This window comes from Aliinostoc sp. HNIBRCY26, assembly GCF_050235535.1.
Lineage (GTDB): Bacteria > Cyanobacteriota > Cyanobacteriia > Cyanobacteriales > Nostocaceae > Trichormus.
On record NZ_CP189852.1, the window covers coordinates 3,955,064 to 3,977,113 of the forward strand.

Consider the following 22,050-nt stretch of genomic DNA (forward strand, 5'->3'; position numbering starts at 1 on the left):
AGAATATCTCACAAATTAAAAGGTACTTTTAAGTACATTTTGAGGTTATTTTTCGTGCATGAAATAGGTTAATATTTTAAATTAGAACCCCGATTTTTTAATCAAATCGAGGTTCGTAAATTGTTTATAAATAATTTAGAATTCACAGAGAGTCAACCCAATTCATTTTTCTAGAATGACTGGCGTGTAGTCAGTAATTTAGCTCTTTTAAAAGTTGAAAAGAGCATGAGGAACTATATTGTACACTCTCGCCTAATCAAACAATCTTCAGGCTGTTGCTCTCTACCAGCTATTTGCCATGAATTGATAGTTTTCTGAACAAAATGAGACTCTACGGGAAAGGTTTCTTGTGGAAATACTTCCCTAGAAATAATATGATTGACACCAGCATTATATAAAAAGATAGGTAATGCAATGATGCCTAAATAAATCCTCCTGAACATAATCACCTCAGTCCAAAACTTCCGATTGTGCTACTTTGTAGATGCCACCTGATGAATCGGAATTTCAACACTGAGTATGACATATGTAACTTGTAGTTTCCTATGTTTACTCAATGCTACTATCCGCAAAGACGCGGTAAACCAATCACCTGTTCCAGTGTGATTGTGTCAGCCATCCTTAACTACATTGTGAATATATAAGTTTTCCTGGATTGACGCAAAAATTGACTGTTGAAGCTAAATTACAGGAACTTTTGTGTTGCGAGTCAAAAGCCAACAGTTAATTTATCCCCATATATTATTTTCGCATACTCAGTGAGGTTTCAAAATAGGAAATAATAGGAAAATCAACAGTGCTGAGTTCAAAGACTGGCTACAAGGTTCAAGACTGGTATCAAATACATAATTTATGAGTATTTCTGCTCACTCAGCACCGAGGTTTCCCAATGCCGAAAGCTATGTTTAAAACGAGGTTTGTTCAATTACTGATAGTATTCCTGGGGCTGTGGCTATTGGCGGATATGGGTTCGCGCTTGGGTGCAGAAATTTTCTGGTTTCAGGAAGTTGGTTATGTCCAAGTGTTTTTAGTCAGGCTGGTGACACGGGGTGGTTTATGGTTGTTGATCACTGGGTTAACTGCTGCTTATCTGCTGGTAAATCTCGCCTTAGCCCAACGACTCAAGTATCCCCAGTCTACAAAGGTTGAGGAAGTACAACCAGAATTAGTCAGTCTGAGTAGTAAATTGCAAAAAATGCTCAGTCCTGAATATACCCAACCTCGTCAAACCCTACCCAGAGAAGACAAAAATCTTTACCCGTTAAAATTACGGTGGTTATTACCACTAGTATTAATCTTGAGTTTATTAGTGGGTTTAATGCTAGTCCACTATGGTCAAATTGCTTTTGGCTATTGGTTTGGGAATAACAAAAACCAGATAATTCTTCCCGTGAGGCTGGAAACGCTTTGGCAATTGGGAATAGAGATTTTCAGTCAGCCTTTATATTTAGGTTTAGTAATTGGTGGCGCGATCGCTATTTTAATTTACTCCCGTTTCTTATTAACTGCGATCGCTCTCCTGTTGAGTGTTGGTTTAGGCAGTATCATGTACCACAACTGGGCTAAGGTGCTGCAATATTTCCGTCCTACAGCTTTTAACAGCACAGACCCCCTATTTGGTCTAGATATCAAGTTTTTTATCTTTTCTCTTCCTCTTTGGGAACTCTTAGAAATCTGGCTGATGGGGATGTTTTTATATGGTTTTGTCGCTGTATGTCTTACCTATGTTTTATCAGCCGATAGTCTGAGTCAAGGTGTGTTCCCTGGCTTCTCATCCCCACAACAGCGTCATTTATATGGGATGGGTGGCTTGTTAATGCTGCTTGTGAGTTTTAGTTATTGGTTGAGTCGCTATGAGTTGGTTTATTCTCCCCGTGGGGTGAGTTATGGTGCGAGTTACGCTGATGTCTATGTCCAGTTGCCAGTTTACAACTGTTTGTGTGGTTTATCGTTGGCGATCGCCACTTACCTATTATGGCGGACTATTTTTTGGCGTGCTGCTTCTCGCTATCGGCCGTTTTTCTTCTATGGCTTAAATTTATATTTGCTATTTGTGGGAGTAGCCGGTTATATCCTACCCACAATCGTGCAGTATTTAGTTGTGCAACCCAACGAACTGCAACGGGAAGAACCCTATATTCAACGTACTATCGCCCTCACAAGAGAAGCATTTGGTTTAGAAGCAATTGATTCACAAACATTCAACCCCCAAGGAACACTCACAGAAGCGGATCTCAAAGCCAATGATTTGACGATTCGTAACATTCGCCTTTGGGATCAGCGTCCACTTTTAGACACTAACCGCCAATTACAACAATTTCGTCCCTATTATCGCTTTCCCGATGCCGATATTGACCGCTATACCCTCCAAGAACAACCAAACCCCACCAAACGCCAGGTATTAATCGCGGCTAGGGAATTAGATTATAGTGCTGTTCCCCAACAGGCACAGACTTGGGTAAACCAACATTTAATTTACACCCACGGCTACGGGTTTACCATGAGTCCAGTGAATACAGTCGCAGCCGGAGGTTTACCAGAATATTTCGTCAAAGATATTGGCAGTAATGAACAAGGCGCACTGACTACAGCCAATGCAGATGTGCGCGAGAGTATACCCATTGGACAACCCCGAATTTATTACGGTGAAATTACCAACACCTATGTAATGACGGGAACAAGAGTAAGAGAGTTAGATTATCCCAGTGGTAGTGATAATGCTTACAATATCTACGATGGTTCGGGTGGTGTCAGGATAGGTGCGTCGTGGCGGAGGGCGTTATTTTCTCTATATTTAAGAGATTGGCAGATGTTATTTACACGGGACTTTTTACCAGATACTAAGGTATTGTTCCGGCGGAATATCAAACGCAGAATCCAAGCGATCGCACCATTCTTAAAATATGATAGTGACCCTTATTTAGTCGCCGCTAACGCTAACCCTGAATTTCCAGGGGAAAATAATCGTCTATTTTGGATAGTAGATGCTTACACAACTAGCGATCGCTATCCTTATTCAGACCCCAATAATAACGGTATCAATTACATTCGTAACTCCGTCAAAGTCGTAATTGATGCGTATAACGGCACAGTGAAATTTTATATTGCTGACCCACAAGATCCCATCATCAACACTTGGTCAAGTATATTTCCCGACTTGTTCCAACCCCTCAAAAATATGCCGGTGACTCTCCAAAGTCATATCCGTTATCCCCTAGATTTCTTCACCATTCAAGCAGAACGGTTAATGACTTACCACATGACCGACCCGCAAGTATTTTACAACCGGGAAGACCAGTGGCAAATACCCAATGAAATTTACGGCAGTCAAGCGCGTTTAGTCGAACCTTATTATTTGATTACCAGCCTTCCTATCGTCCCTTTTGAGGAATTTCTCCTATTTTTACCCTACACACCCAAGGAACGGACTAACCTGATTGCTTGGTTAGCGGCGCGATCGGATGGCGAAAACTACGGTAAACTACTGTTATATAACTTCCCCAAAGAACGCCTAGTATACGGCACAGAACAAATAGAGGCGCGAATTAATCAAGATCCAGTAATTTCACAACAAATTTCCCTGTGGAATCGCCAAGGTTCGAGAGCCATTCAAGGGAATTTACTAGTAATTCCCATTGAACAATCGTTATTATATGTCGAGCCGATTTATCTAGAAGCCACCCAAAATAGTCTTCCTACCTTAGTTAGAGTAGTAGTAGCCTACGAAAACCGCATCGTCATGGCACAAACCTTAGAACAAGCCTTGCGAGGCATTTTTCAACCAGAAGTCACACCCGCACCAGCTATTATTCGTCCTGTAGAAGAACCTCCGGCGAGTTAAAAGGCAAAAGGCAAAAGGAAAAAGGCAAAAAAAGAAACCTTTTTCCCAATACAGTTCAGTTAAGGTTAAAAACAAAACTGGTGTAGGTTGGGTTGAGGAACGAAACCCAACATTATCAAGACTTTGTTGGGTTTCGCTATCGCTCAACCCAACCTACTATTCACTTAACTGAACCGTATTGACCTTTTGCCTTTTGCCTTTTTACTTTTTCCTTTTTTTACGCATTCATCCCGCCATCAACATCGATGGTTGCACCAGTGATAAAGGAAGCTTCAGGACTGGCGAGAAAAGCTACCACAGCCGCGATTTCCTCTGGTTGTCCGTAGCGTCCCAGGGGAATGAAAGACTTTTGTTGGGCAGCAAAATCGGTGTTAGATGGATTCATATCAGTCTCAATAGAACCAGGCTGCACGATATTGACTGTAATTCCTTTGCTACCAAGGTCACGCGCCCAACCTCTGGTATAACCTGTGAGGGCTGCTTTAGTTCCTGAATAATCAGAGACTTGCGAAAAGAGGGAGTGAGTTCCCACACAAGAACCAATAGAAATAATTCTTCCACCTTCACCCATCAGAGGCACAGCAGTACGAACAGCCGTCACTACACCGCCTACATTGATAGCCCACTGACGATCCAACGCCGCCGTATCGATTGCAGAATCGCCTACTAAGCCGCGAACGAATACACCCGCATTATTCACCAGAATATCGAGATGACCAAAATGGGCAGCAACCTGCTTGACTAAATTCTCGACCTGCATAGGATCAGCTTGATCAGCTTGGAAGGCTGCGGATTTGACTCCTTGAGCTTCTATTTCTTGAACCAGACTTTCAGCTTTGGCGACTGAGTTGGCGTAACTAATGGCGACATTTGCACCATCTTCTCCCAGACGCTTGGCGATCGCTGCACCAATACCCCTTGAACCACCTGTTACTAAGGCCACCTTACCTGCGAGTTTTCGAGGATTCGCATTCATAGTATGTTAGCTATATTTTTACCAAAATAGTGCCGAGTCATATTAGCAAAAGCGCAACATTTAGCACTCAGCACTCAGCACCGGCTAAACGCCGCGCTACCGCTAACAGCACTCATTACTCAGCACTACCGAAGAAGTTTACTATAATTTTGCCCAAAATTAGTCGTTTTTCCTGTTCCCTACCTACTTAAAGGAATATAAATGACAAATTCAGTTCCTTGTGCCAGTTGAGAGAAACAATCTAACTTACCTCCATGTTTCTCAATAATAATTTGATAGCTAATTGCCATACCTAAGCCTGTCCCTTTACCGACTGGCTTAGTGGTGAAAAACGGATTAAATATCTTTTGTTGAATCTCTTCAGACATACCTAAACCATTATCAGCGATCGCGATTCTCACCCATTTTGCATCCGCTATAGATGTATTAATTCTGATACAACCAGGGTTTTGCTGATTTTTGTCAGTTGTTTGTTGGGCGTAGCGTTCTTCAATGGCATCAATCGCATTGACTAAGATATTCATAAACACCTGATTTAATTGCCCGGCAAAACAGGGAATTCGCGGTAATTTGCCATAGTGTTTAATCACGGTAATGCCTGGAAAATCACCATGAGCCTTGAGTCGATGTTGTAAAAGCATTAAAGTGCTATTTAAGCCATCGTGCAGATTCGCTTTTTTGTATTCTGCTTCGTCTAATCGGGAGAAGGTACGTAAACCTAAAACAATATCTCTGATGCGATCGCTACCAGTTTTGATAGAATTTAAAAGTTGCAACAAATCACTAACAATAAAGTCTATTTCTAATTCCTCCATCTTGGCTTTAATTTGCCCATCAGGCTCAGGATATATTTTTTGATAAAGCGAAAGCATATCTACTAAATTCTGCACATAGCTATAAGCGTAGTGAATATTGCCATGAATAAAGCTGACTGGGTTATTAATTTCATGGGCAATTCCGGCAACTAAAACCCCTAGAGCAGACATCTTTTCATACTCTATGAGTTTAGCTTGCATCATTTGCAGATTATTAAATGCGTCCTCTAGTTCTTGGCTACGGGCTTCAGCTTCGGCTCTGGATTTTTCTAACCCTTGAATGGTGCGGTTTAGTAGCTTTGATTGGATTTCATGGGAATTTTCCAATTGCTGGCGATTAGATTCTGAACGCTCTAATTTTTTTTGCAACAACCGATTGTGCTTTTCTAAATCTTTCACCCGTTGTTGTAGTTCTTCACAAGAAAGATCATTCATAGTGGATTATTCCACTCCTAGCAGCAGAGTCACAAAAGTTTCATTATGAAACTGTGCTTCGCCATGAGGTCGTAAGGGTGCGATTTCACCATAGGTATAAAAACCAGCAGCAATTACCCCAGTAGGGATTTCTGGTTGCAATATTTGATACTCCTCCTTGGCTCTAGTCCCAAGGACGTGCATTCGTCCTGTACAGGAAAAAAATAACGCTACAGTCGGCTGATTGCCAGGATAATGCTCAAGTGCTTGCAGCATAGACAGACGAGCCGAATCCACCATTTTATCCCTGTCAGAATGAACAACTTGCACTTCTGAATTGAGAGGAATATCTGCAAAAAAAGTAATGCTCCCAGAGGTTTCATCGTAGTCTCCGTTGGAGGTTCTCATATACCAACTCTCGCGCTGGGGTTCAAAAACCGCTAATCGATAGGCTGGAGAGGGGCGAATGTCCCCTAAATAATCCCGATAGAATTCCAAAGCAGGTTGGTTATCGACTTCATAAAGCACATTTCCTGCAACTTTAGTGGCGATTCCCTTTTTCCCAATGGGTGTCCAGCCACTTGCTACCCCATGTCCCCAAAGTACATGACCTGAAAGTAACAGAATTGGCAGGGCATCGCTGAGGACTTCTTCTCCAAAAAATTGGTAGGTTTGTTTAAACTGCCATTGGTCACAAGTAGTACCACCCACAATGGGAACATTTGCACCCAAGGCTTGCTGCAATCCTTGCAAGATTAAAATACCACTGGTAGTGAGACTTTCAGGGGTAGTAATGCACAGAATACCAGGAGAATGAGCTTGTAATTGAGCTGCTTCGACGGTTTTTTGGGCGATCGCCACGGGGTCTGAAGAGATATGACGACCAACGGCTGCATGAAATTCCACATCATCAGAACAGAAGAGAATCAACACCACAGAATCTTGCTGAAACTCTAAAACTGAGGAAATCTCACCGTCTGTTGTTCCACCAATTAACTGAATACCTGGGAATGTCTGATGAATACGCCGTAAAATTTCAGCATGATCAAAATCTAGAGCCGCTAGCAAAATCCCGGCTTGAGGACTGATATCAGCTAACCTACTGAGACATTGCTCCAAGACTTCCGTTATAACTACATCTGTATCTGGATCATTACTGTGTCCCACTACTACTTTTAGCATTACTTCCTGATATTCTTTTGATAAATCTGGTTGATAAATAGGTATTTCTTATTCATTAGGATACCCTGGCTGACTTTGACATACACAGGTTTCATCATCAAAAACTTCAGCTCTGATTTGAGCCATCATGCACAGATGGAATTTCTACTTATTTGGTAATAGATGTAGCAAATTTACTCACCTAATCATCGTGTCTTGTTCTTACATCCCCACGCTAGATACTTGATTGTTGGGTGTAATGAAAATGTCATATTTTAGTTTTCGTTTCGATTTTTACTGAGCAATTCAATATACAATCTAGAACTTAAAATCTGGAATCACAATGACAAACCTAACTCCTAATTCTAGTTTTAGTGTGACCCTGCGGTTGCAAATCCCTAATCGGGTGGGGATGTTGGCGGCGATCGCCCAAGCTATTGCTGCCAGTGGTGGTAATATCGGTACAATCGATTTGATTGAGCAAACCCGTCAAGTTTCTATCCGTGATTTGAATGTGGATGCAGCTAGCACTGAACACGCAGAGACAATTGTGCAAGCTGTTAAAGCTATCCCTGATATTAAACTGATTAGTGTTTACGATCGCACCTTTAACTTACATCGCGGTGGCAAAATCAGCATCGCCAGCCGCATCCCCCTGAAGAGTGTGTCTGACTTGGCAATGGCTTATACTCCTGGTGTGGGACGCATTTGTACAGCGATCGCCCAAGACCCAGCAGAAGTATATAATTTAACTATCAAACAAAATACTGTCGCTATTGTCACTGATGGCAGTGCCGTTTTAGGTTTGGGTAATCTTGGCCCCCATGCTGCTTTACCAGTGATGGAAGGTAAGGCGATGCTATTTAAAGAATTTGCCGGGTTGGATGCGTTTCCGATTTGCTTGGATACCCAAGATACAGAGGAGATTATCAAAGCGGTAAAAAATATTGCACCTGTGTTTGGAGGTGTAAACTTAGAAGATATCGCTGCGCCCCGATGCTTTGAAATTGAACGGCGATTGCGTCAAGAATTAGATATACCAGTATTTCATGACGACCAACACGGCACAGCAATTGTTACCTTAGCGGCTTTATTGAACGCCCTGAAATTAGTGCAGAAACCCATTGCAGACATCCGCATAGTGATTAATGGGGCTGGTGCGGCGGGAGTAGCGATCGCCCGTCTCCTCAAAAAAGCGGGAGCAGAAAAAATTTGGATGTGCGACTCTAAGGGGATTATCTCTACTAGTCGCACCGACTTAAACGAAGAAAAACAAGAATTTGCCGTTAAAGCCCAAGGTACACTAGCCGGTGCAGTCCAAGGTGCGGATGTGTTTATTGGTGTGAGTGCGCCAGGGGTATTAACACCAGAAATGGTGAAATCGATGGCTAAAGACCCCATTGTCTTTGCAATGGCTAACCCCATCCCAGAAATTCAGCCAGAATTAGTCAGTAAAGATGTAGCAGTGATTGCTACCGGACGCAGTGATTACCCCAACCAAATTAATAACGTCTTAGCTTTCCCTGGTGTCTTTCGGGGTGCTTTAGATTGTCGGGCGCAGACAATCACCACCACCATGTATTTACAAGCAGCAATAGCGATCGCTTCCTTGGTGAGTCCTGCTGAGTTAAATCGAGAACACATCATTCCTTCCGTATTTGATCCGCGCGTTGTCACGGCTGTAGCGGCGGCTGTACAACAAGCAGCCCGTGAAGAAGGAATTGCGAGGAGTTAATCGAGTTCAATAGGGGATGGAATAAGTCTTCCATCCCAGAGTTTTAAAATGAAACTAATCCTCTGATGTGGAATCAAATTGATGATCATTGCTGAACAAATTTATGCAATTGTCAAAGGACTTCCTGAAGCACAAGCCAAGGAAGTTCTCTCATTTGCAGAATTCATTCTTGTTAAACATTTAAGGACTCACCAATCAGCACAGACATTAGATACTCCTGCTGCTTGGAAAGAACTGGTTGATTCGCTAGCTGGGGCTTGGGAAGATGACTTCCCTTCTTTGGAAGAAATTCGTACCGCATCAGGACAAGATATCTTGCGGGAGAGCCTAACGAATTAGCGATCGCAGATTGGTATTGATTACCTAACTTTAATCTTAAGTTTCACTAGTCATCAACAACTCAGTACACCATTCAGTTAATATTTCCCTAGCTAAATTGACACCGCGAATTCTCACAAATCGGATAGGATTGCTATATAAAGCTTGAAAATTCAATTAATTTAATGCTCAAGCTCTATCTTAATTGCACATCTTGCTCAAAAACTAACACACCATCGCTGACGGTTTTTTTGTACTGAAAACCATAATCTAACAAAGCCTGTTTTAAAACTTGCACTTCAAACTCGTTGAAAATATTTTTATTAGGGGCTATCTCAATAGCTTCATCATTGACAGTAAAGCTGAAAGCTTCTTTAAATTGTTGATAATCCCAGTTTAATTTTCTAGCTGCATTTAACTCGATAGCAGCTAATGTCTGATCAAATTTGTTCGTAATCATAACCTTTTCTCTGCATTAGCTTACCGATATCTTAACAAGTACAAGCAATAACAAACTCAAGTCAGTTCTTAATGATGATCTGATAACTAAGGAACATCATTTGATCAATCTTGCAAAAATCAACCTCTTGGTAAATGTTTAAAAGAGCGTCATATGCTAATTATTTCTAGTTACCAAAAGATAATTAATCGAATGAAACAAAATTTAACCAAAATCATCCCAATTTTGGGTAATATTACAGAGAATAATCAAAAAATTAAACAATATATCCACAATATCTTGTGCTATTTTATTAATCTAGGATACACTCCCTTGATTGTTGTATTCATCAATTGTGCAACTGGTAGCGTTACAGAAAGTCGCTCACTCAAAAAGTCAATGGGAATAGTTTGAATTCACCATGTTAATAAGAGGTGCGACTTATTATTTCGTTACAAAAGTTGGGCAGATAAACTAGGGAGGTTATAGAAAGTGTTTGAACATATTAACCTCTCCAGTTCGATGAACTTGTTACCGAATATTAATTTGCACATTGCGTAATGAATAACCAAACTGGAAGCTTTTTGGATGATCTGCCAATAATTTTGGCAGGGCCAATACTAAAACATACTGACTCAAAATCAGTAACTGTACTGGTGGTACTCAAACAAGCTTGTCAGGTGGTACTTAAGGTTTATGACACCATAGATGATGGTGAAAGGCTGAATAATTGCTTATTCATTGGGCAACGTTATACAGTTGCACTGGGAAAACATTTACACGTTGTAGCGGTTACGGCTGTGTCTGGAAATGGGGAAGATTTAACGAGCCATCGCATCTACGCCTATGATTTAGAATTTACCCTACCAGACCAAACTACACTCAGCATCGAACAAGCTTTATCTTCTCACCGTTTTCCTTACGTTAGTATTAGTTACTTCCAACATCAAAAACCTACTTTCATTCTCCCACCCGACCGCCTCGAAGATTTACATATTATCCATGCGTCCTGTCGCAAACCCCAAGGTCACGGATTTGATGCTTTACCAATTTTAGATAGCTTAATTGCCACCACCAAACAAATTCGCGGCCGCCCCCAGCAACTATTCCTCACAGGTGATCAAATTTACGGCGATGATGTAGCAGATCCTTTTTTGTGGTACGCCAGTCCTCTAGGAGATGCTTTGCTAGGTTGGGAAGAACAACTACCCATCGGTCACACTGATCGTACACCCCAAGAATTACCAGCCGGCACCAGAGCAAAATTAGCCACAGTCAACGCAGGCTTTACGGCGGGATTACACAATAAATCAGAGAAAGTTTCTAGCCATCTTTTCAGTTTGGGTGAATACTATGCTGCTTATATCCTCGCTTGGTCGCCAATCTGCTGGCCGGATACTTTTCCCGATGTACACACCATTACTCAAGACCCAGATATAATCAAGTTTTGGCAAGAGTCCGTTAAATATCTCCGCCAATTCATGGCCACATTACCACAAGTACGCCGTGCTTTGGCGAATATTCCCACATACACTATTTTTGATGACCATGATGTCAGTGACGATTGGAACTTAAATCAGGCTTGGTGTTTGCGGGTATTGGGAAATCCTCTAGGGCGAAGAGTAGTCCAGAATGCTTTATTAGCCTATGCAGTATTTCAGGCTTGGGGAAATACACCAGAACGATTTGCTAAGGGTGAAAATGGCGAAAACCTATTGAAAGCGGCTGCGGCTTGGTCACATTTTCAAGGTAAGAATGAGAATGCAGAGAAGGCGATCGCCCGTTATGTTGGTATACCCAGTATTAATCCCCACACTAATTTACCTAATTTTGTCCTAGAAGATGGAGTATTTACTTTAGAACGTGATCCCCAAGTTTTGACTTGGAATTATACTGTCACCAGCAATTGTCATCAAGTCATTGTTTTAGACACCAGGACTTGGCGGGGATATCCAGCCGACGCAAAACCCATCGCCCCGCCAATGTTATTGTCTCCCAGCGCGATGCAACAACAATTACAAGCACCTTTAGAACAAACAGCACACCATCAACATCTCACCTCATTTGTCATCGCGCCTACAAATGTCTTTGGTTTGCAAGTTATTGATTGGATTCACCACTGGCAATTAAAACGCGAAAAAGTGTTTTCTACAGATGTAGGGGACGCGTGGAATATTCATTTTCCTGCATTGGCGAGACTGTTAACAACTCTGTGTGAACAACGCCAAAAACTCATCATTCTTTCTGGTGATATTCACTATAGTTGCACAGCTAAGTTATCTTATACTATGACTCGCAATCCTCAACAACCATCGGTTTTAGTACAGTTAACTGCCAGTGCCTTAAAAAATGAAGAACCCATCACTAGAATCATTCACACCAGATTGAAAAATTGGTTATTACCAGAAAAAAAGAGATATTGGATTGGCTGGAATCAACCGCCGAATCTACGAGAAATTTCAGCCAGAAAATTGCGTCATCATCAAGCCAAAAATAATCCTGATTGGTATTGTTTATTAGAATGGATACCAAGACAAAGCACAAAAAACTTTTACCAGCTTACAGATATATCTGGTTTAGTACCTGCCCACAAACCAACTATCAACCCGAAATGGCGATGGTTAGCACCTTTGATGTTTTGGCGATCGCGCTGGTTTCAAGATGGTAAAGAAGTAGTAGGTGTAAATAACATCGCCTCAGTACATTTTGATTTAACAGCAGTAGAAAACGATTACCAAGTTATTCACGATATTTATTGGTTTGATTCCATCTGTTCCAATCAAGTTGTCTACAGTCGTTTTACCACTAACTTTCAACCCCAGAAAAAATTGTAGGGCATGGGGCTAATCAATTCAAAATTCAAAATTCAAAATTCAAAATTCAAAATTAAAGAATTTTGGGCATGGGGCATAGGAGTAAAATCTACCTTGTCTACCTTGTCTCCCAGTCCCCAATTCCCAGTCCCCAATCCCCAACCCCTCACTCCACCTTGAGAAACTCTAAATACCCTTGACTAAGTTCTTGCACGGCTAAATCATAAAATTGTTTACCATGTTCTGGTGTAGCTAATGCGGGATTAGAACCCATACGTCCATCTGGGTAACGTAATCTAAAATCTGTGGCACTATAAATTTTATGTCCAGAAGCTACATTTGGGTCTAAATATGCTTGTTTAATCGCTTCTGGGTAAACGTATTGGGTAACAGCTACTTCACTGGGGGTAGCGTGAGAACCTTCTTGATCCCCATATAATTCTTTGGCTAGTTTATACACAGAACTGCACATGAACCAATTAGCAATTTGACATTGCACATTTTGAGCATTTTTGATTTGCAAGTCTTCTAAATGTGCGTAAGTTTCTGAAAATGCAGCTTTGAGGGTGGCAATATTTCCGCCGTGTCCGTTGATAAAGTAAAACTTAGTAAAACCTGCTTTAGCAAGACAAGTTACATAGTCGCGGATAACTTGAATTAAGGTGCTAGGACGCAGACTAATAGAACCAGGAAAAGCTATGTGATGTAATGCCATCCCCACATTGATTGTAGGGGCAACCATCGCACCTGTCACTTCCCCTACACCACGGGCGATCGCTTCTGCACAAATCGCATCAGTTCCTATTAAACCAGTGGGGCCATGTTGTTCTGTCGAGCCGATAGGAAAAATAATCCCTGTGGAAGTTTGCAAATAGCTTTCCACTTCTTGCCATGTGCTTAAATGTAATAGCATTTTCAATAAAATTTCCTTTTAATAGCCAATATGAGATTCTATCGTGTTTGGCAAAATTTCACTGGGTTAACTGTGGGATTTGTATTGTTTTCTAGTTTGCTTTCTACTCCAGTTTGGGCTGGACGCTATATTTTTAACCAGAAACCACAAACTCTTCATCGCTACTTTGGTCATCCTACCAATAAACAAACTCAAGGCGATCGCATCACATATACTTACCAGCCTAAAAATCTGCGATGGCTACTTCCCCAGTTTCCACGAAGTGATTTTTCTATCACGTTTATCAATAACCAAGCAAAAACCGTCACTCTCAATTTTAACGGTAATTTTGACGAATATTCCGGTAGTTATAATTACGACCAATATTTAGCTACCAAATTTTATCAATATTTGTTCGGCTATCAACCACCAATCTGGCACGAACTAACTGCTAAATTTAGTGGCAATGAAACTATTTATTTTTATGAATATTGTTTAGGGGATGGAGTCGCTACGAGTTTTGAGAGATATGGATACAAACAATTTACCGATACTGCTACTCTAACCTATGACACTCGCTGCGAGACTCCATACAATTTTTAACTCATAAATGAGATTGATGTTGTCGGAAAATTTGAGGAGATGAGAGTACAAGGGAAATAACCCTGATGCTCAACTTTTGATTAATCAAAAGAATAATGTTTTTTGACTGCGCTTTTAATTTCCCATGTACAGGACATTCCAGCCGGGAAAGTCACTAAATCCCCTTTACCCATCTGTACTGGTTTACCGCCATCCGGCGTAACAATTACATCACCTTCTAAAAAATAACAAGTTTCTTGAGTATCATAATTCCAAGGAAATTTAGAGATTTCTTTTTGCCAAATTCCCCACTGGAACACACCTAAATTCTCTAGGTTTTCTTGACTTGGTTGATGCTCAATTTTAATTTCCATCTCACACTTTCTGATGTTGTTATTTAGCAGTAGGATTGGATATCCTCTCCACATTGATCTACTAAATAACACAAAGCGCGAAAACGCAAGCCCACAAATTGATCATATAGGGGGTTAAGTTTACACATGGGGGGAATGTGAGCAATTTTCCGCCCAAATAATACAATGTCGCGCTCGAAAGGACATTGAGCCGGAATTAATTTGGCGATCAAGTAGGCTAGTTTACGATTTTTGATTTCTAAGTCGTCAAGCCATTGACGTAGGGGTTTCAACAGATCAAATTTTCTACGTCTACCTGCTTGTGTAGAAATATCCATAGGTTGGATGAAAGCAGATAGAACAATATCTTGATGATCTTGATGGATGACACTCATAAGCGGATTTTTACCCTGTAGATAAAGATTTGGTTAATTTGGTCTGTTGTGCAACTTACCATACAATTTTTTAGTAAAAACTATCCTATGTGCAGATAGATTAAGAACTGCACAAGTAAAAGTTAATTTTTAGAAAATATGTAGGTAAATCGGGGGACTAATTGATATTTAAACTGACTGCATAGTCAAGAACTGTCCCGTTAAATACAAAATAACAAAGAAAAAATAAAAGTGGTATTTCTTTAACTTATCGATTTCTGATATTGCAGATAGCAATCCCATATAGTAAGCTAAAATCTCCGGTTTGGAAACTATACAGTATGTAGAGATGTGATTTTACCTAGCAAAGTTCCGAGATACTGATATCTCCGCTATGTCTATTAGGTTTTAACCTCTACGGCCAACTGATTGTATGATACGCAGTAACAAATAAATTGTGATGTACGCTACATAAAATCACCTGAATATTATTTAATAAGTTACTACCCACTGTTTGATAAGTAGAAACTAATCTTCAGCCGCAAGTGCTGGATTAACTTCTGAGGAAAGTTGATTTTATTCCCAGGATAAAATACCCTTTTCTGCAATGAAAATATCAAACGAGCGGAAGAAAAAAGTTGTTAGTCAATAGTCAATAGTCATTAGTCATTAGTCATTAGGGAACAGGGAACAGGGAACAGTTTTTCTCATCTCCTACCTTGTCTCCCTTGTCTCCCTTGTCTCCCTTGTCTACCCCTACTCCCTACACCCCTGCACCCTACGCCCCTACGCCTCTAACTTTTCCTTTCCTCCGAGTGCTAAAAGCCAAACTAAGACGACAATCCAGTGTATGAGGACAATTACCCAAAAACAGCCTGTGAGGGCGTAGGCGACTGTGCAGCATAGCCCTAAAAGTCCGGCTAGGGTGAGGAAAATGTGGTGGAAGAAGGTGGGGGAACCTTGGGGGAAGAAGGTTTTGGCGTTGAGGGGATGATAAATAATAAACAGAAAGATGATGAATAATGCCCACAATGCCCATATGTACCAGTTGATGACTTCTATGGGGTGGGGAAGGGCTAAAACTCGAAAGACTAATTCTTCGGAGATGGCTGGGGAAAACAGGGCTTGTAGAGCGATCGCTATCTGTTCTATTCTCCTAGAAGGGTTAAAACTCCAACGCAAAAAACCAGATTTCCAACCCAAAGGTATGGCGATCGCCCCGTAAACTATTAATATCACTCCCATCACTAGCCAATCTTGGGCGCGGGGAAGTACCAAGGACGCAAGTAGGCGATTCAGCAAAATGGTCAAGGGTGCAATGTTGGTACCAGGAATAGTCAAATATCCTAAGCCCATTGTCGGTGCGAGGGGGGCAATATCAGGATTTGTACCGCCAATTTGATTGGTTCTGAGAAACCACAGTTTTGCACCATGTTTTAAGAATAAAGCGGCTAGTTCGTCGTGGGCTTGTCTGGGTAGCATTGTCCGCCAACTGGTTAACGCCGCCCAAATACTGCGATTGCGTTGTGCTGCTTGTCCTGTACCAGTCCCCATTAAATAATCTGCACTACTTTGCCAGTCAGCGCGGACAATTCCCAATGGTGTTAATTGTCTTTCTAAAGCCTGACCAAGATGCACTAATTTTTGGAAGCGTAATGTCTGGGGATCGTTGGGATGATTATTTAGCCATTGCTGAATTTCGGGACGGGATTTCACCTGCTGGGTAATGACCTGAATGGCAATATATAATGCTTGGCTAGCATCTTGGACGCAAGAAGTGGCGGGGGAAACTGTCGCGCTACCTGTACCGTCACCAGTACGATAACGCGCCATCATAATTTCTAACTGTCGCAGAAATTCTGTCGCGGGGGAGAGTTTCACCCCAGCAAAATCATAGTCTTGGGTAACGGCGGGAAACTTCATCAACACATCAGAAATGGGGCGTGTGGCTGCCCATCCCCATTGCAAGTTACCCATATAATCAACCCAGGAATGTTTACCAGAAATGATCCCATCGGGATTATTGGCGTAAATCTGGGCGTATGTAATGGCAAACTGTAATTCTTGGGTGATGGGTTCACGCACTACCTCCGTTAGTCCAAAAGCAAAGTGTCCGGTGACGGTGAAGGCGGGGAATCCTTCGGCTTTTTTCCCGCCAATTCCGCCAAAACTGTGGAGAAGAATAGCTTTATCACCTTCTCGCCAATCTAATAAGGCGTTGGGTGGTGCTTTGGTGGTGGGATCAAGCAAAACTTTGGTGATTGTTCCTCTGTCTTGGGGTGGAATTTGCCAATTTTCATCCTTGGTGTAGGTGAGTCCGGCTGCTTCTCCCAAGACTATTTTACTGGGCTGGAGTTGCAGGAGCGATCGCGGCACTAATCCCTGGACGGTAAATATTCCTTGGGGGTTTTTCCCACCGTAGATATACCAGCCAAATGTTCCCACTGCGGAAGTTTCGATTTGTCTGGGGGTAGATGGGGGGATATTGCGGGTGTCGAATACCTGTTGGGGGATGCGGATGGTTTCTTCTACGCCATCAAATTGGCGAGTCAATCGGCTATAGTGACGCACCCGAAAAAAATCACTAGGACAAGGTGAACTCCCTGGACAAGCTGGAGGTGCGGGATATTTACTGCTAGTAGGTTCGGGATAGAGAATTTTAACTAAGCTATAAAATCTACCCGTGGCTAATACTGGTTCCTGGGAAATCCGCAGGCGCGGTTCACTATTAACGATTTCTACCAGTTCCGCATCATCTAAGGTGACAATAATATCATCATTAGGTCTAGCACCAGCCAATGATTGCAAAGGCCCTACCTGAAGACGACCATCTAAACGTGCTGGATGGATAATCCCCGCAATTTGGCTTTTTTTCGTACTCTCAGTAAATTTGACATCTCGCTGTACAGCCTGAATATAAGACTTTAATTGAGGTTTATCTTGCCATTCCAAGCGGATGATTTTACCAACTAAAAACTGTGCTGTGGGGGGTGCGTGTTGAATTTCTATCCATACCCAATCTTCCCCAGGTGGGATTTGTTGTGGTGTGGGTAAAAGTAATCTCCCTATCCATTTAGCGACGGGTTGATACAAATCGGGGTTGACAGTTTGATTGAGGGGATAATAGGTAGTTTGATTAAAGCTTTGGCGTTTATGAATAGTGTAGTTACTTTCCTGTCGGATAATTGGTTGCGATCGCGGATAAAACAAGAAAATAGCGATCGCACTTATAATCACCAACAGCACAAAAACCCCAAAGCGAAATTTTCCCCTGGGACGTAACTTTAGTTTGGTAGAAGATTCTTCATTTGTCATTGCCCTGATTTGCACCCTAGTCTTCAGCCGCAGCTATGCGATTATATAATGCTGCGATCGCTTTTATATGACATGAGCTATCCTTAACCATGCTTCAGCAATGAAAATTAAAGTTTTAATGTAGCTTTCCGACAATCGCCATACCATACATATTTTTACTACATTCAAAATATAATTTCGTGTAATTTAAAATTGGACAAATATGAGACATTTCGGTCTTTTAGTATCTTTTTTGTCTATTTTATTTCTTGTAAATATTCACGAAAATTGATATTTTTAGAAATAAATATGGTTGCGTAAAAATAATAGAGCAACATCAAAATAAAAAGCTCACGACTTTCTGAGAGAGTCAACCAATTTTGGATTTTAGATTTGCGATAGCGTAGTATTAGCGACGCAGGATCATTTTTTGGATTGACCCCGACCACTCGTTGGGGCTTGTAATGTAAACCAAAAGAAAATCCAAAATCCAAAATCCAAAATCTAAAATTTGGAGGGTCAATAAATATCATCTTCCGTGGTTACAGTTACAAGCCATAACTACTAAGGAATGACAACATGAATTTACCTTCTCTTACTTTCGCAAACCTGTTAAAAATTACTCTATTTTTAACAGGTTTAGTATGTGGTGCCAGCCTATTATCTGCACCAGCATCAGCACAAGCTATAATTGAAAATCCAATTTCAGACTTTAGTTCTGGAGAACCTTCTAGCTTTGCAGGTGCAGCTATCTATATTACTCCTGGTGCTTACTTATCCAGTATTGCAGCTGAGACTGTTGCACCTAGAGGAACTTATTTTGCAGGTATCAATGGGACATATACAGTCACCGCAATTTCATACATAGATCCCATTACTCACGTATCGACACCACGCTTAACACTCCACACTGGTGGACTAATTGCACTGCCGTACAATGTAGCTGGCTCTATTCGGGGTGCTATAGTTGATAGACTTAGAAACGGTAATCTGACACTAGATGAATTCACCGCTATTGTTAGGGCTGCTATTGGTAGTGATGGTTTAGATTAGTAGCAATATCAACCATTGCCCTGTAATCAATCACAGATTTTTCATCGTGAAATTACATCTTTTCTCTCAGTTATACCAATTCTCTATGAAGTTGCGCCAGATAAATGATGTAGAGACGTTGCATGCAACGTCTCTACAGTACAGAACAAAGTACATCTTTATCAAGAAACGGTATTAGAAGAGATGTAATTTAAATTTTTTTATTTATTAATGAATAAGTTATTTAGTCAAAACTTTAAAAGCTGAAACCACCTGAAAAATTAGCCTCAAAGATATCTCCACTCATCCCCATACGAGATTCCCAAAATGTGCTGTTACGAGAATTATGACGTTTAATAATTAACCCATAGGAAACATCATTAATTCGATTTCTTATACCCTGCTCAATACTGGTAAAATTCTGGAGATAAATACCCAAAGACCACTGAGGATTTATTTGCTGAACTCCTTCTAGAGTATAAAAAAACAAATCTCTTATTTCTAAAGAAGTGTTAAGCTCTAACCCTGTGTTAAATGCTAATTGACCCTGAAATATTCCGGAAGTGGTGAGACTATTTTTATCATCTATCAATATAACTCCTGTAGTTAAAGAATAACTGATGTTTCGGTCTTGACGATTAAAAAAGTAACTCAGATTCAAGTAATTAGGATTTTGGAAATTAGCCGCACTATTCCAAGAAAATTGTAATGATGGAATGTGGTTAGTAATAGCTTGAGTATTCCCATCTTGATCAACTTCTAGATGCGTATGCAGATAATTCAATGCACCATTAGTATAAATCCCAATACTAGGTTCTAAAAAACCAAAATTATTAGTGACATTAAAAGCAGTATTACTATCGAGATTAAACCACATACCAGAGTTAAAACTATAATTCCAATTACTGGTAGAGCCAGCCAATAAAACTTCTATGGAAGGTAAATCTAAATATCCTGTAAAAGATCGTAAATAAGTCATTAGTTGACCATCTTGACTTAATGCAATATTGTCAAAGGCAATATCAAACAAGCGAATATCAATCGGTAAAGATGTCATATCAGATGATCTTAAGCTTTGTAAAAACTGCTGACCATTGGGAGCAGTTAAACTCACTTGTAGAGATGATGAGCGATTTGATGGAGAGGGAACAGGTACATTTATAGATGTTAAACGACCAAACCTATTGTTAGAAACTTGTGCTTGAGAAATAAAAGTTTTACCTTCTCGCCAAATACGTCGGCTATCTAGAAACTGAACTGCTCGCCGATGATTTCCAGTACGTAATTGTAAAATATTAGAACGATTAGGCGTAATGATGCTAGGAAATGTTAATTTACCAGAAACCTGCTCTAAACCACTGTTACGATTAGCGATAAATAATGTTCTATTCAGCCTTTGATTGATTTGTCTTCTTTGCTCCGGTGTAGCTTTTGAGTTGAAGTTTGCAAAACTTTCCTGTCTGGAAAAACGTTCTTGAGCTTCCTGTAAACCTTGTGTTAATTCTGGGAAATCGACTAATTTAAAAATTCCACCGATGAGCATTCCGATTGTAGTATTGGCAGTTTGTAACTCATCTATTTTGATGCCATCAAATGATAAAGATAAGGAAAGTCCAGGATTTGTGTAAATATTAGTATAAGTTGCTTTAGCAGCTAAAGAGTCATATTCTAAAAGGGTTCGATTATGGGGATAGCTAAAATAAAATCTATACCAATTAAAATTTTCAGTGGTTTCTCTCATTCCTTGATAACTTTGTCTTTCGCTGAGAGGAATCCAATAGAGAGAATTTAAATAGTATAAATTGCGCTGATTATTAGTTATAGACGAATTGAGTAAAATACTATATAAATCGAAATTATCGAACTTTTGCCTATTCCCAAGTTTAATGCCTGGCGTGGATGTAATTACAGGCTGAAATTGAGTTCTTTGTCCAGTTAAGGGATTTCCCCAAATAAAGCCTGCATCTGCTAAAGTAGCACGAGGAATTTCTGCTCCGCGAGTTAGACTTACTTGTCCTAGTAATGGTTGTAAGTTACTTGTAGGAAATGTTTGTAGAATTACAGGGTCTTTCTCAGAATTAAAACTAGAAATATTGGGAACAAGAGAAGTTACAGCCAGCTTGGAATCACTTCCAGAATTAATAATAATAGGAGCAGCCGGAACTCCGACAGGATTAATTACTTCCGCCGCAATTGATTCGACTGAAAATTGATTCAGACCGATTTCTTCTGTTAATTCTTGGAGAGATTCGGGAAGAGCAAAAACTGTTTGCAAACCCCAAAGTCTTTGAGTTAATCTAATTTTTTCTCGGATAGTAGTAGCAGTTGATTCTCCTTGGTAAACAACACCACTTTGCCAACCTTTACTTTCTACTACAACCCGATTACCAGGTAATACCCAATAAAATTGATCCTTTTGCGGAAAATTAGCAAATGTAAATTGGTTAAAAACTGAGTCTTCTGAGGAAAACTTAACTTTAAAATCTATGTAATTACTATGTTCTAAAGGATTGAATTTTGGAGAATCATCATTGAAATTATCTCTGGGATCAATTATCAAAGGATATTTAATAGCACTGTTAGTAATAGCATTTAAGATAAATATTTCTAATTCATTCTTGCCCAAGCTGGGCTTTTTGTCTGCTGCATCAGGATTCTCTATTTGTATCTTGTCAGTCTCATCTAAATTATCATCTGAATTTTGTAAAGTATTACTGGGTGTAGGAATATTAATATTATTAGGGATAGAGTTAGTTTTTGGTGGTGTTAAAGGTGTATTTTGTGCCAATAATTTAGGACTTAATTTTCTGTATAACTGCAATGAGTTATTTTCATCTATTTCATTTTTCGTTGATTTATGTTCTCTATTCGGTTGATTTTGTGCATTTACTTTATGTATGATTAAATTATTACTTAATAATGCCAAAAATACAGATAAATTAATGATTAATTGCAAATATATTGCATTGATTCGCATTTTTTTAAGACATATATAGGATTCATATTGAATT

The 22,050-nt window shown here is 40.3% G+C and carries 16 protein-coding genes; 6 read left to right on the top strand and 10 right to left on the bottom strand.

Going from position 1 to position 22,050, the window contains the following annotated elements:
* Nucleotides 1–233: 233 nt before the first annotated feature.
* Nucleotides 234–443, bottom strand: a complete 210-nt coding sequence (locus ACQFX9_RS16820) for a hypothetical protein (protein ID WP_427157068.1) — start codon at nucleotides 441–443, stop codon at nucleotides 234–236.
* A 458-nt stretch (nucleotides 444–901) separates the two neighbouring features.
* On the opposite strand from ACQFX9_RS16820, the gene ACQFX9_RS16825 reads away from it, so the two are divergent.
* Complete coding sequence (locus ACQFX9_RS16825; protein WP_427162919.1) at nucleotides 902–3,841, top strand: UPF0182 family protein; 2,940 nt, start codon at nucleotides 902–904, stop codon at nucleotides 3,839–3,841.
* Nucleotides 3,842–4,058: 217 nt separating this feature from the next.
* Here ACQFX9_RS16825 and ACQFX9_RS16830 read toward each other — a convergent pair whose 3' ends face one another.
* From ACQFX9_RS16830 to ACQFX9_RS16840, 3 genes are all read right to left on the bottom strand, one after another.
* Nucleotides 4,059–4,817: an SDR family NAD(P)-dependent oxidoreductase gene (locus ACQFX9_RS16830; RefSeq protein WP_427157070.1), complete on the bottom strand. Its 759-nt coding sequence runs from the start codon at nucleotides 4,815–4,817 to the stop codon at nucleotides 4,059–4,061.
* A gap of 179 nt (nucleotides 4,818–4,996) precedes the next feature.
* The gene (locus ACQFX9_RS16835) at nucleotides 4,997–6,067 is read right to left on the bottom strand and encodes an ATP-binding protein (RefSeq protein ID WP_427157071.1); all 1,071 of its coding nucleotides are present in this window, start codon (nucleotides 6,065–6,067) and stop codon (nucleotides 4,997–4,999) included.
* A 6-nt stretch (nucleotides 6,068–6,073) separates the two neighbouring features.
* The gene (locus tag ACQFX9_RS16840; RefSeq protein WP_427157073.1) at nucleotides 6,074–7,228 is read right to left on the bottom strand and encodes an FIST signal transduction protein; all 1,155 of its coding nucleotides are present in this window, start codon (nucleotides 7,226–7,228) and stop codon (nucleotides 6,074–6,076) included.
* Between the two features lie 322 nt (nucleotides 7,229–7,550).
* Here ACQFX9_RS16840 and ACQFX9_RS16845 point away from each other — a divergent pair, with 322 nt between their 5' ends.
* Both ACQFX9_RS16845 and ACQFX9_RS16850 read left to right on the top strand, forming a co-directional pair.
* Nucleotides 7,551–8,942, top strand: coding sequence for an NAD-dependent malic enzyme (locus ACQFX9_RS16845; RefSeq protein ID WP_427157075.1), 1,392 nt, complete (start codon nucleotides 7,551–7,553; stop codon nucleotides 8,940–8,942).
* An 81-nt stretch (nucleotides 8,943–9,023) separates the two neighbouring features.
* Nucleotides 9,024–9,281, top strand: coding sequence for a DUF2281 domain-containing protein (locus tag ACQFX9_RS16850; RefSeq protein WP_427157077.1), 258 nt, complete (start codon nucleotides 9,024–9,026; stop codon nucleotides 9,279–9,281).
* A gap of 175 nt (nucleotides 9,282–9,456) precedes the next feature.
* Here ACQFX9_RS16850 and ACQFX9_RS16855 read toward each other — a convergent pair whose 3' ends face one another.
* Nucleotides 9,457–9,720, bottom strand: a complete 264-nt coding sequence (locus ACQFX9_RS16855) for a hypothetical protein (RefSeq protein ID WP_427157078.1) — start codon at nucleotides 9,718–9,720, stop codon at nucleotides 9,457–9,459.
* A gap of 539 nt (nucleotides 9,721–10,259) precedes the next feature.
* Between ACQFX9_RS16855 and ACQFX9_RS16860 the strand changes: the two genes are divergently transcribed.
* Nucleotides 10,260–12,533 carry a PhoD-like phosphatase gene (locus ACQFX9_RS16860; RefSeq protein ID WP_427157080.1) on the top strand — a complete coding sequence of 758 codons (2,274 nt, stop codon included), beginning with the start codon at nucleotides 10,260–10,262 and terminating at the stop codon, nucleotides 12,531–12,533.
* Between the two features lie 145 nt (nucleotides 12,534–12,678).
* Here the strand turns inward: ACQFX9_RS16860 and ACQFX9_RS16865 are convergent, their stop codons facing one another.
* Complete coding sequence (locus ACQFX9_RS16865; protein ID WP_427157082.1) at nucleotides 12,679–13,425, bottom strand: creatininase family protein; 747 nt, start codon at nucleotides 13,423–13,425, stop codon at nucleotides 12,679–12,681.
* A gap of 30 nt (nucleotides 13,426–13,455) precedes the next feature.
* Between ACQFX9_RS16865 and ACQFX9_RS16870 the strand changes: the two genes are divergently transcribed.
* A complete protein-coding gene (locus ACQFX9_RS16870) occupies nucleotides 13,456–14,007 on the top strand; it encodes a hypothetical protein (RefSeq protein WP_427157083.1) in 552 nt (183 codons plus the stop codon).
* Between the two features lie 80 nt (nucleotides 14,008–14,087).
* Here ACQFX9_RS16870 and ACQFX9_RS16875 read toward each other — a convergent pair whose 3' ends face one another.
* The 3 genes from ACQFX9_RS16875 to ACQFX9_RS16885 form a co-directional block, all read right to left on the bottom strand.
* Entirely contained in the window at nucleotides 14,088–14,360 is a 273-nt protein-coding gene (locus tag ACQFX9_RS16875) for a cupin domain-containing protein (RefSeq protein WP_427157084.1), read from the bottom strand.
* Nucleotides 14,361–14,383: 23 nt separating this feature from the next.
* On the bottom strand, nucleotides 14,384–14,734 hold the full coding sequence (locus ACQFX9_RS16880) for a Mo-dependent nitrogenase C-terminal domain-containing protein (protein WP_427157085.1): 351 nt from the start codon (nucleotides 14,732–14,734) through the stop codon (nucleotides 14,384–14,386).
* A 765-nt stretch (nucleotides 14,735–15,499) separates the two neighbouring features.
* Entirely contained in the window at nucleotides 15,500–18,028 is a 2,529-nt protein-coding gene (locus ACQFX9_RS16885; protein WP_427157086.1) for a CPBP family glutamic-type intramembrane protease, read from the bottom strand.
* A gap of 558 nt (nucleotides 18,029–18,586) precedes the next feature.
* On the opposite strand from ACQFX9_RS16885, the gene ACQFX9_RS16890 reads away from it, so the two are divergent.
* On the top strand, nucleotides 18,587–19,060 hold the full coding sequence (locus ACQFX9_RS16890; protein ID WP_427157089.1) for a hypothetical protein: 474 nt from the start codon (nucleotides 18,587–18,589) through the stop codon (nucleotides 19,058–19,060).
* A gap of 235 nt (nucleotides 19,061–19,295) precedes the next feature.
* Here ACQFX9_RS16890 and ACQFX9_RS16895 read toward each other — a convergent pair whose 3' ends face one another.
* The gene (locus ACQFX9_RS16895) at nucleotides 19,296–22,016 is read right to left on the bottom strand and encodes a hypothetical protein (protein WP_427157091.1); all 2,721 of its coding nucleotides are present in this window, start codon (nucleotides 22,014–22,016) and stop codon (nucleotides 19,296–19,298) included.
* Between the last annotated feature and the right edge of the window lie 34 nt (nucleotides 22,017–22,050).

What these genes read in the sequence shown, in the direction of transcription:
- ACQFX9_RS16855 (WP_427157078.1), bottom strand. Translation starts at nt 9,720, where the DNA reads ATGATTACGAACAAATTTGATCAGACATTAGCTGCTATCGAGTTAAAT.
- ACQFX9_RS16885 (WP_427157086.1), bottom strand. Translation starts at nt 18,028, where the DNA reads ATGACAAATGAAGAATCTTCTACCAAACTAAAGTTACGTCCCAGGGGA.
- ACQFX9_RS16825 (WP_427162919.1), top strand. Translation starts at nt 902, where the DNA reads ATGTTTAAAACGAGGTTTGTTCAATTACTGATAGTATTCCTGGGGCTG.
- ACQFX9_RS16850 (WP_427157077.1), top strand. Translation starts at nt 9,024, where the DNA reads ATGATCATTGCTGAACAAATTTATGCAATTGTCAAAGGACTTCCTGAA.
- ACQFX9_RS16840 (WP_427157073.1), bottom strand. Translation starts at nt 7,228, where the DNA reads ATGCTAAAAGTAGTAGTGGGACACAGTAATGATCCAGATACAGATGTA.
- ACQFX9_RS16890 (WP_427157089.1), top strand. Translation starts at nt 18,587, where the DNA reads ATGAATTTACCTTCTCTTACTTTCGCAAACCTGTTAAAAATTACTCTA.
- ACQFX9_RS16880 (WP_427157085.1), bottom strand. Translation starts at nt 14,734, where the DNA reads ATGAGTGTCATCCATCAAGATCATCAAGATATTGTTCTATCTGCTTTC.
- ACQFX9_RS16870 (WP_427157083.1), top strand. Translation starts at nt 13,456, where the DNA reads ATGAGATTCTATCGTGTTTGGCAAAATTTCACTGGGTTAACTGTGGGA.
- ACQFX9_RS16835 (WP_427157071.1), bottom strand. Translation starts at nt 6,067, where the DNA reads ATGAATGATCTTTCTTGTGAAGAACTACAACAACGGGTGAAAGATTTA.
- ACQFX9_RS16820 (WP_427157068.1), bottom strand. Translation starts at nt 443, where the DNA reads ATGTTCAGGAGGATTTATTTAGGCATCATTGCATTACCTATCTTTTTA.
- ACQFX9_RS16860 (WP_427157080.1), top strand. Translation starts at nt 10,260, where the DNA reads ATGAATAACCAAACTGGAAGCTTTTTGGATGATCTGCCAATAATTTTG.
- ACQFX9_RS16895 (WP_427157091.1), bottom strand. Translation starts at nt 22,016, where the DNA reads ATGCGAATCAATGCAATATATTTGCAATTAATCATTAATTTATCTGTA.
- ACQFX9_RS16875 (WP_427157084.1), bottom strand. Translation starts at nt 14,360, where the DNA reads ATGGAAATTAAAATTGAGCATCAACCAAGTCAAGAAAACCTAGAGAAT.
- ACQFX9_RS16830 (WP_427157070.1), bottom strand. Translation starts at nt 4,817, where the DNA reads ATGAATGCGAATCCTCGAAAACTCGCAGGTAAGGTGGCCTTAGTAACA.
- ACQFX9_RS16845 (WP_427157075.1), top strand. Translation starts at nt 7,551, where the DNA reads ATGACAAACCTAACTCCTAATTCTAGTTTTAGTGTGACCCTGCGGTTG.
- ACQFX9_RS16865 (WP_427157082.1), bottom strand. Translation starts at nt 13,425, where the DNA reads ATGCTATTACATTTAAGCACATGGCAAGAAGTGGAAAGCTATTTGCAA.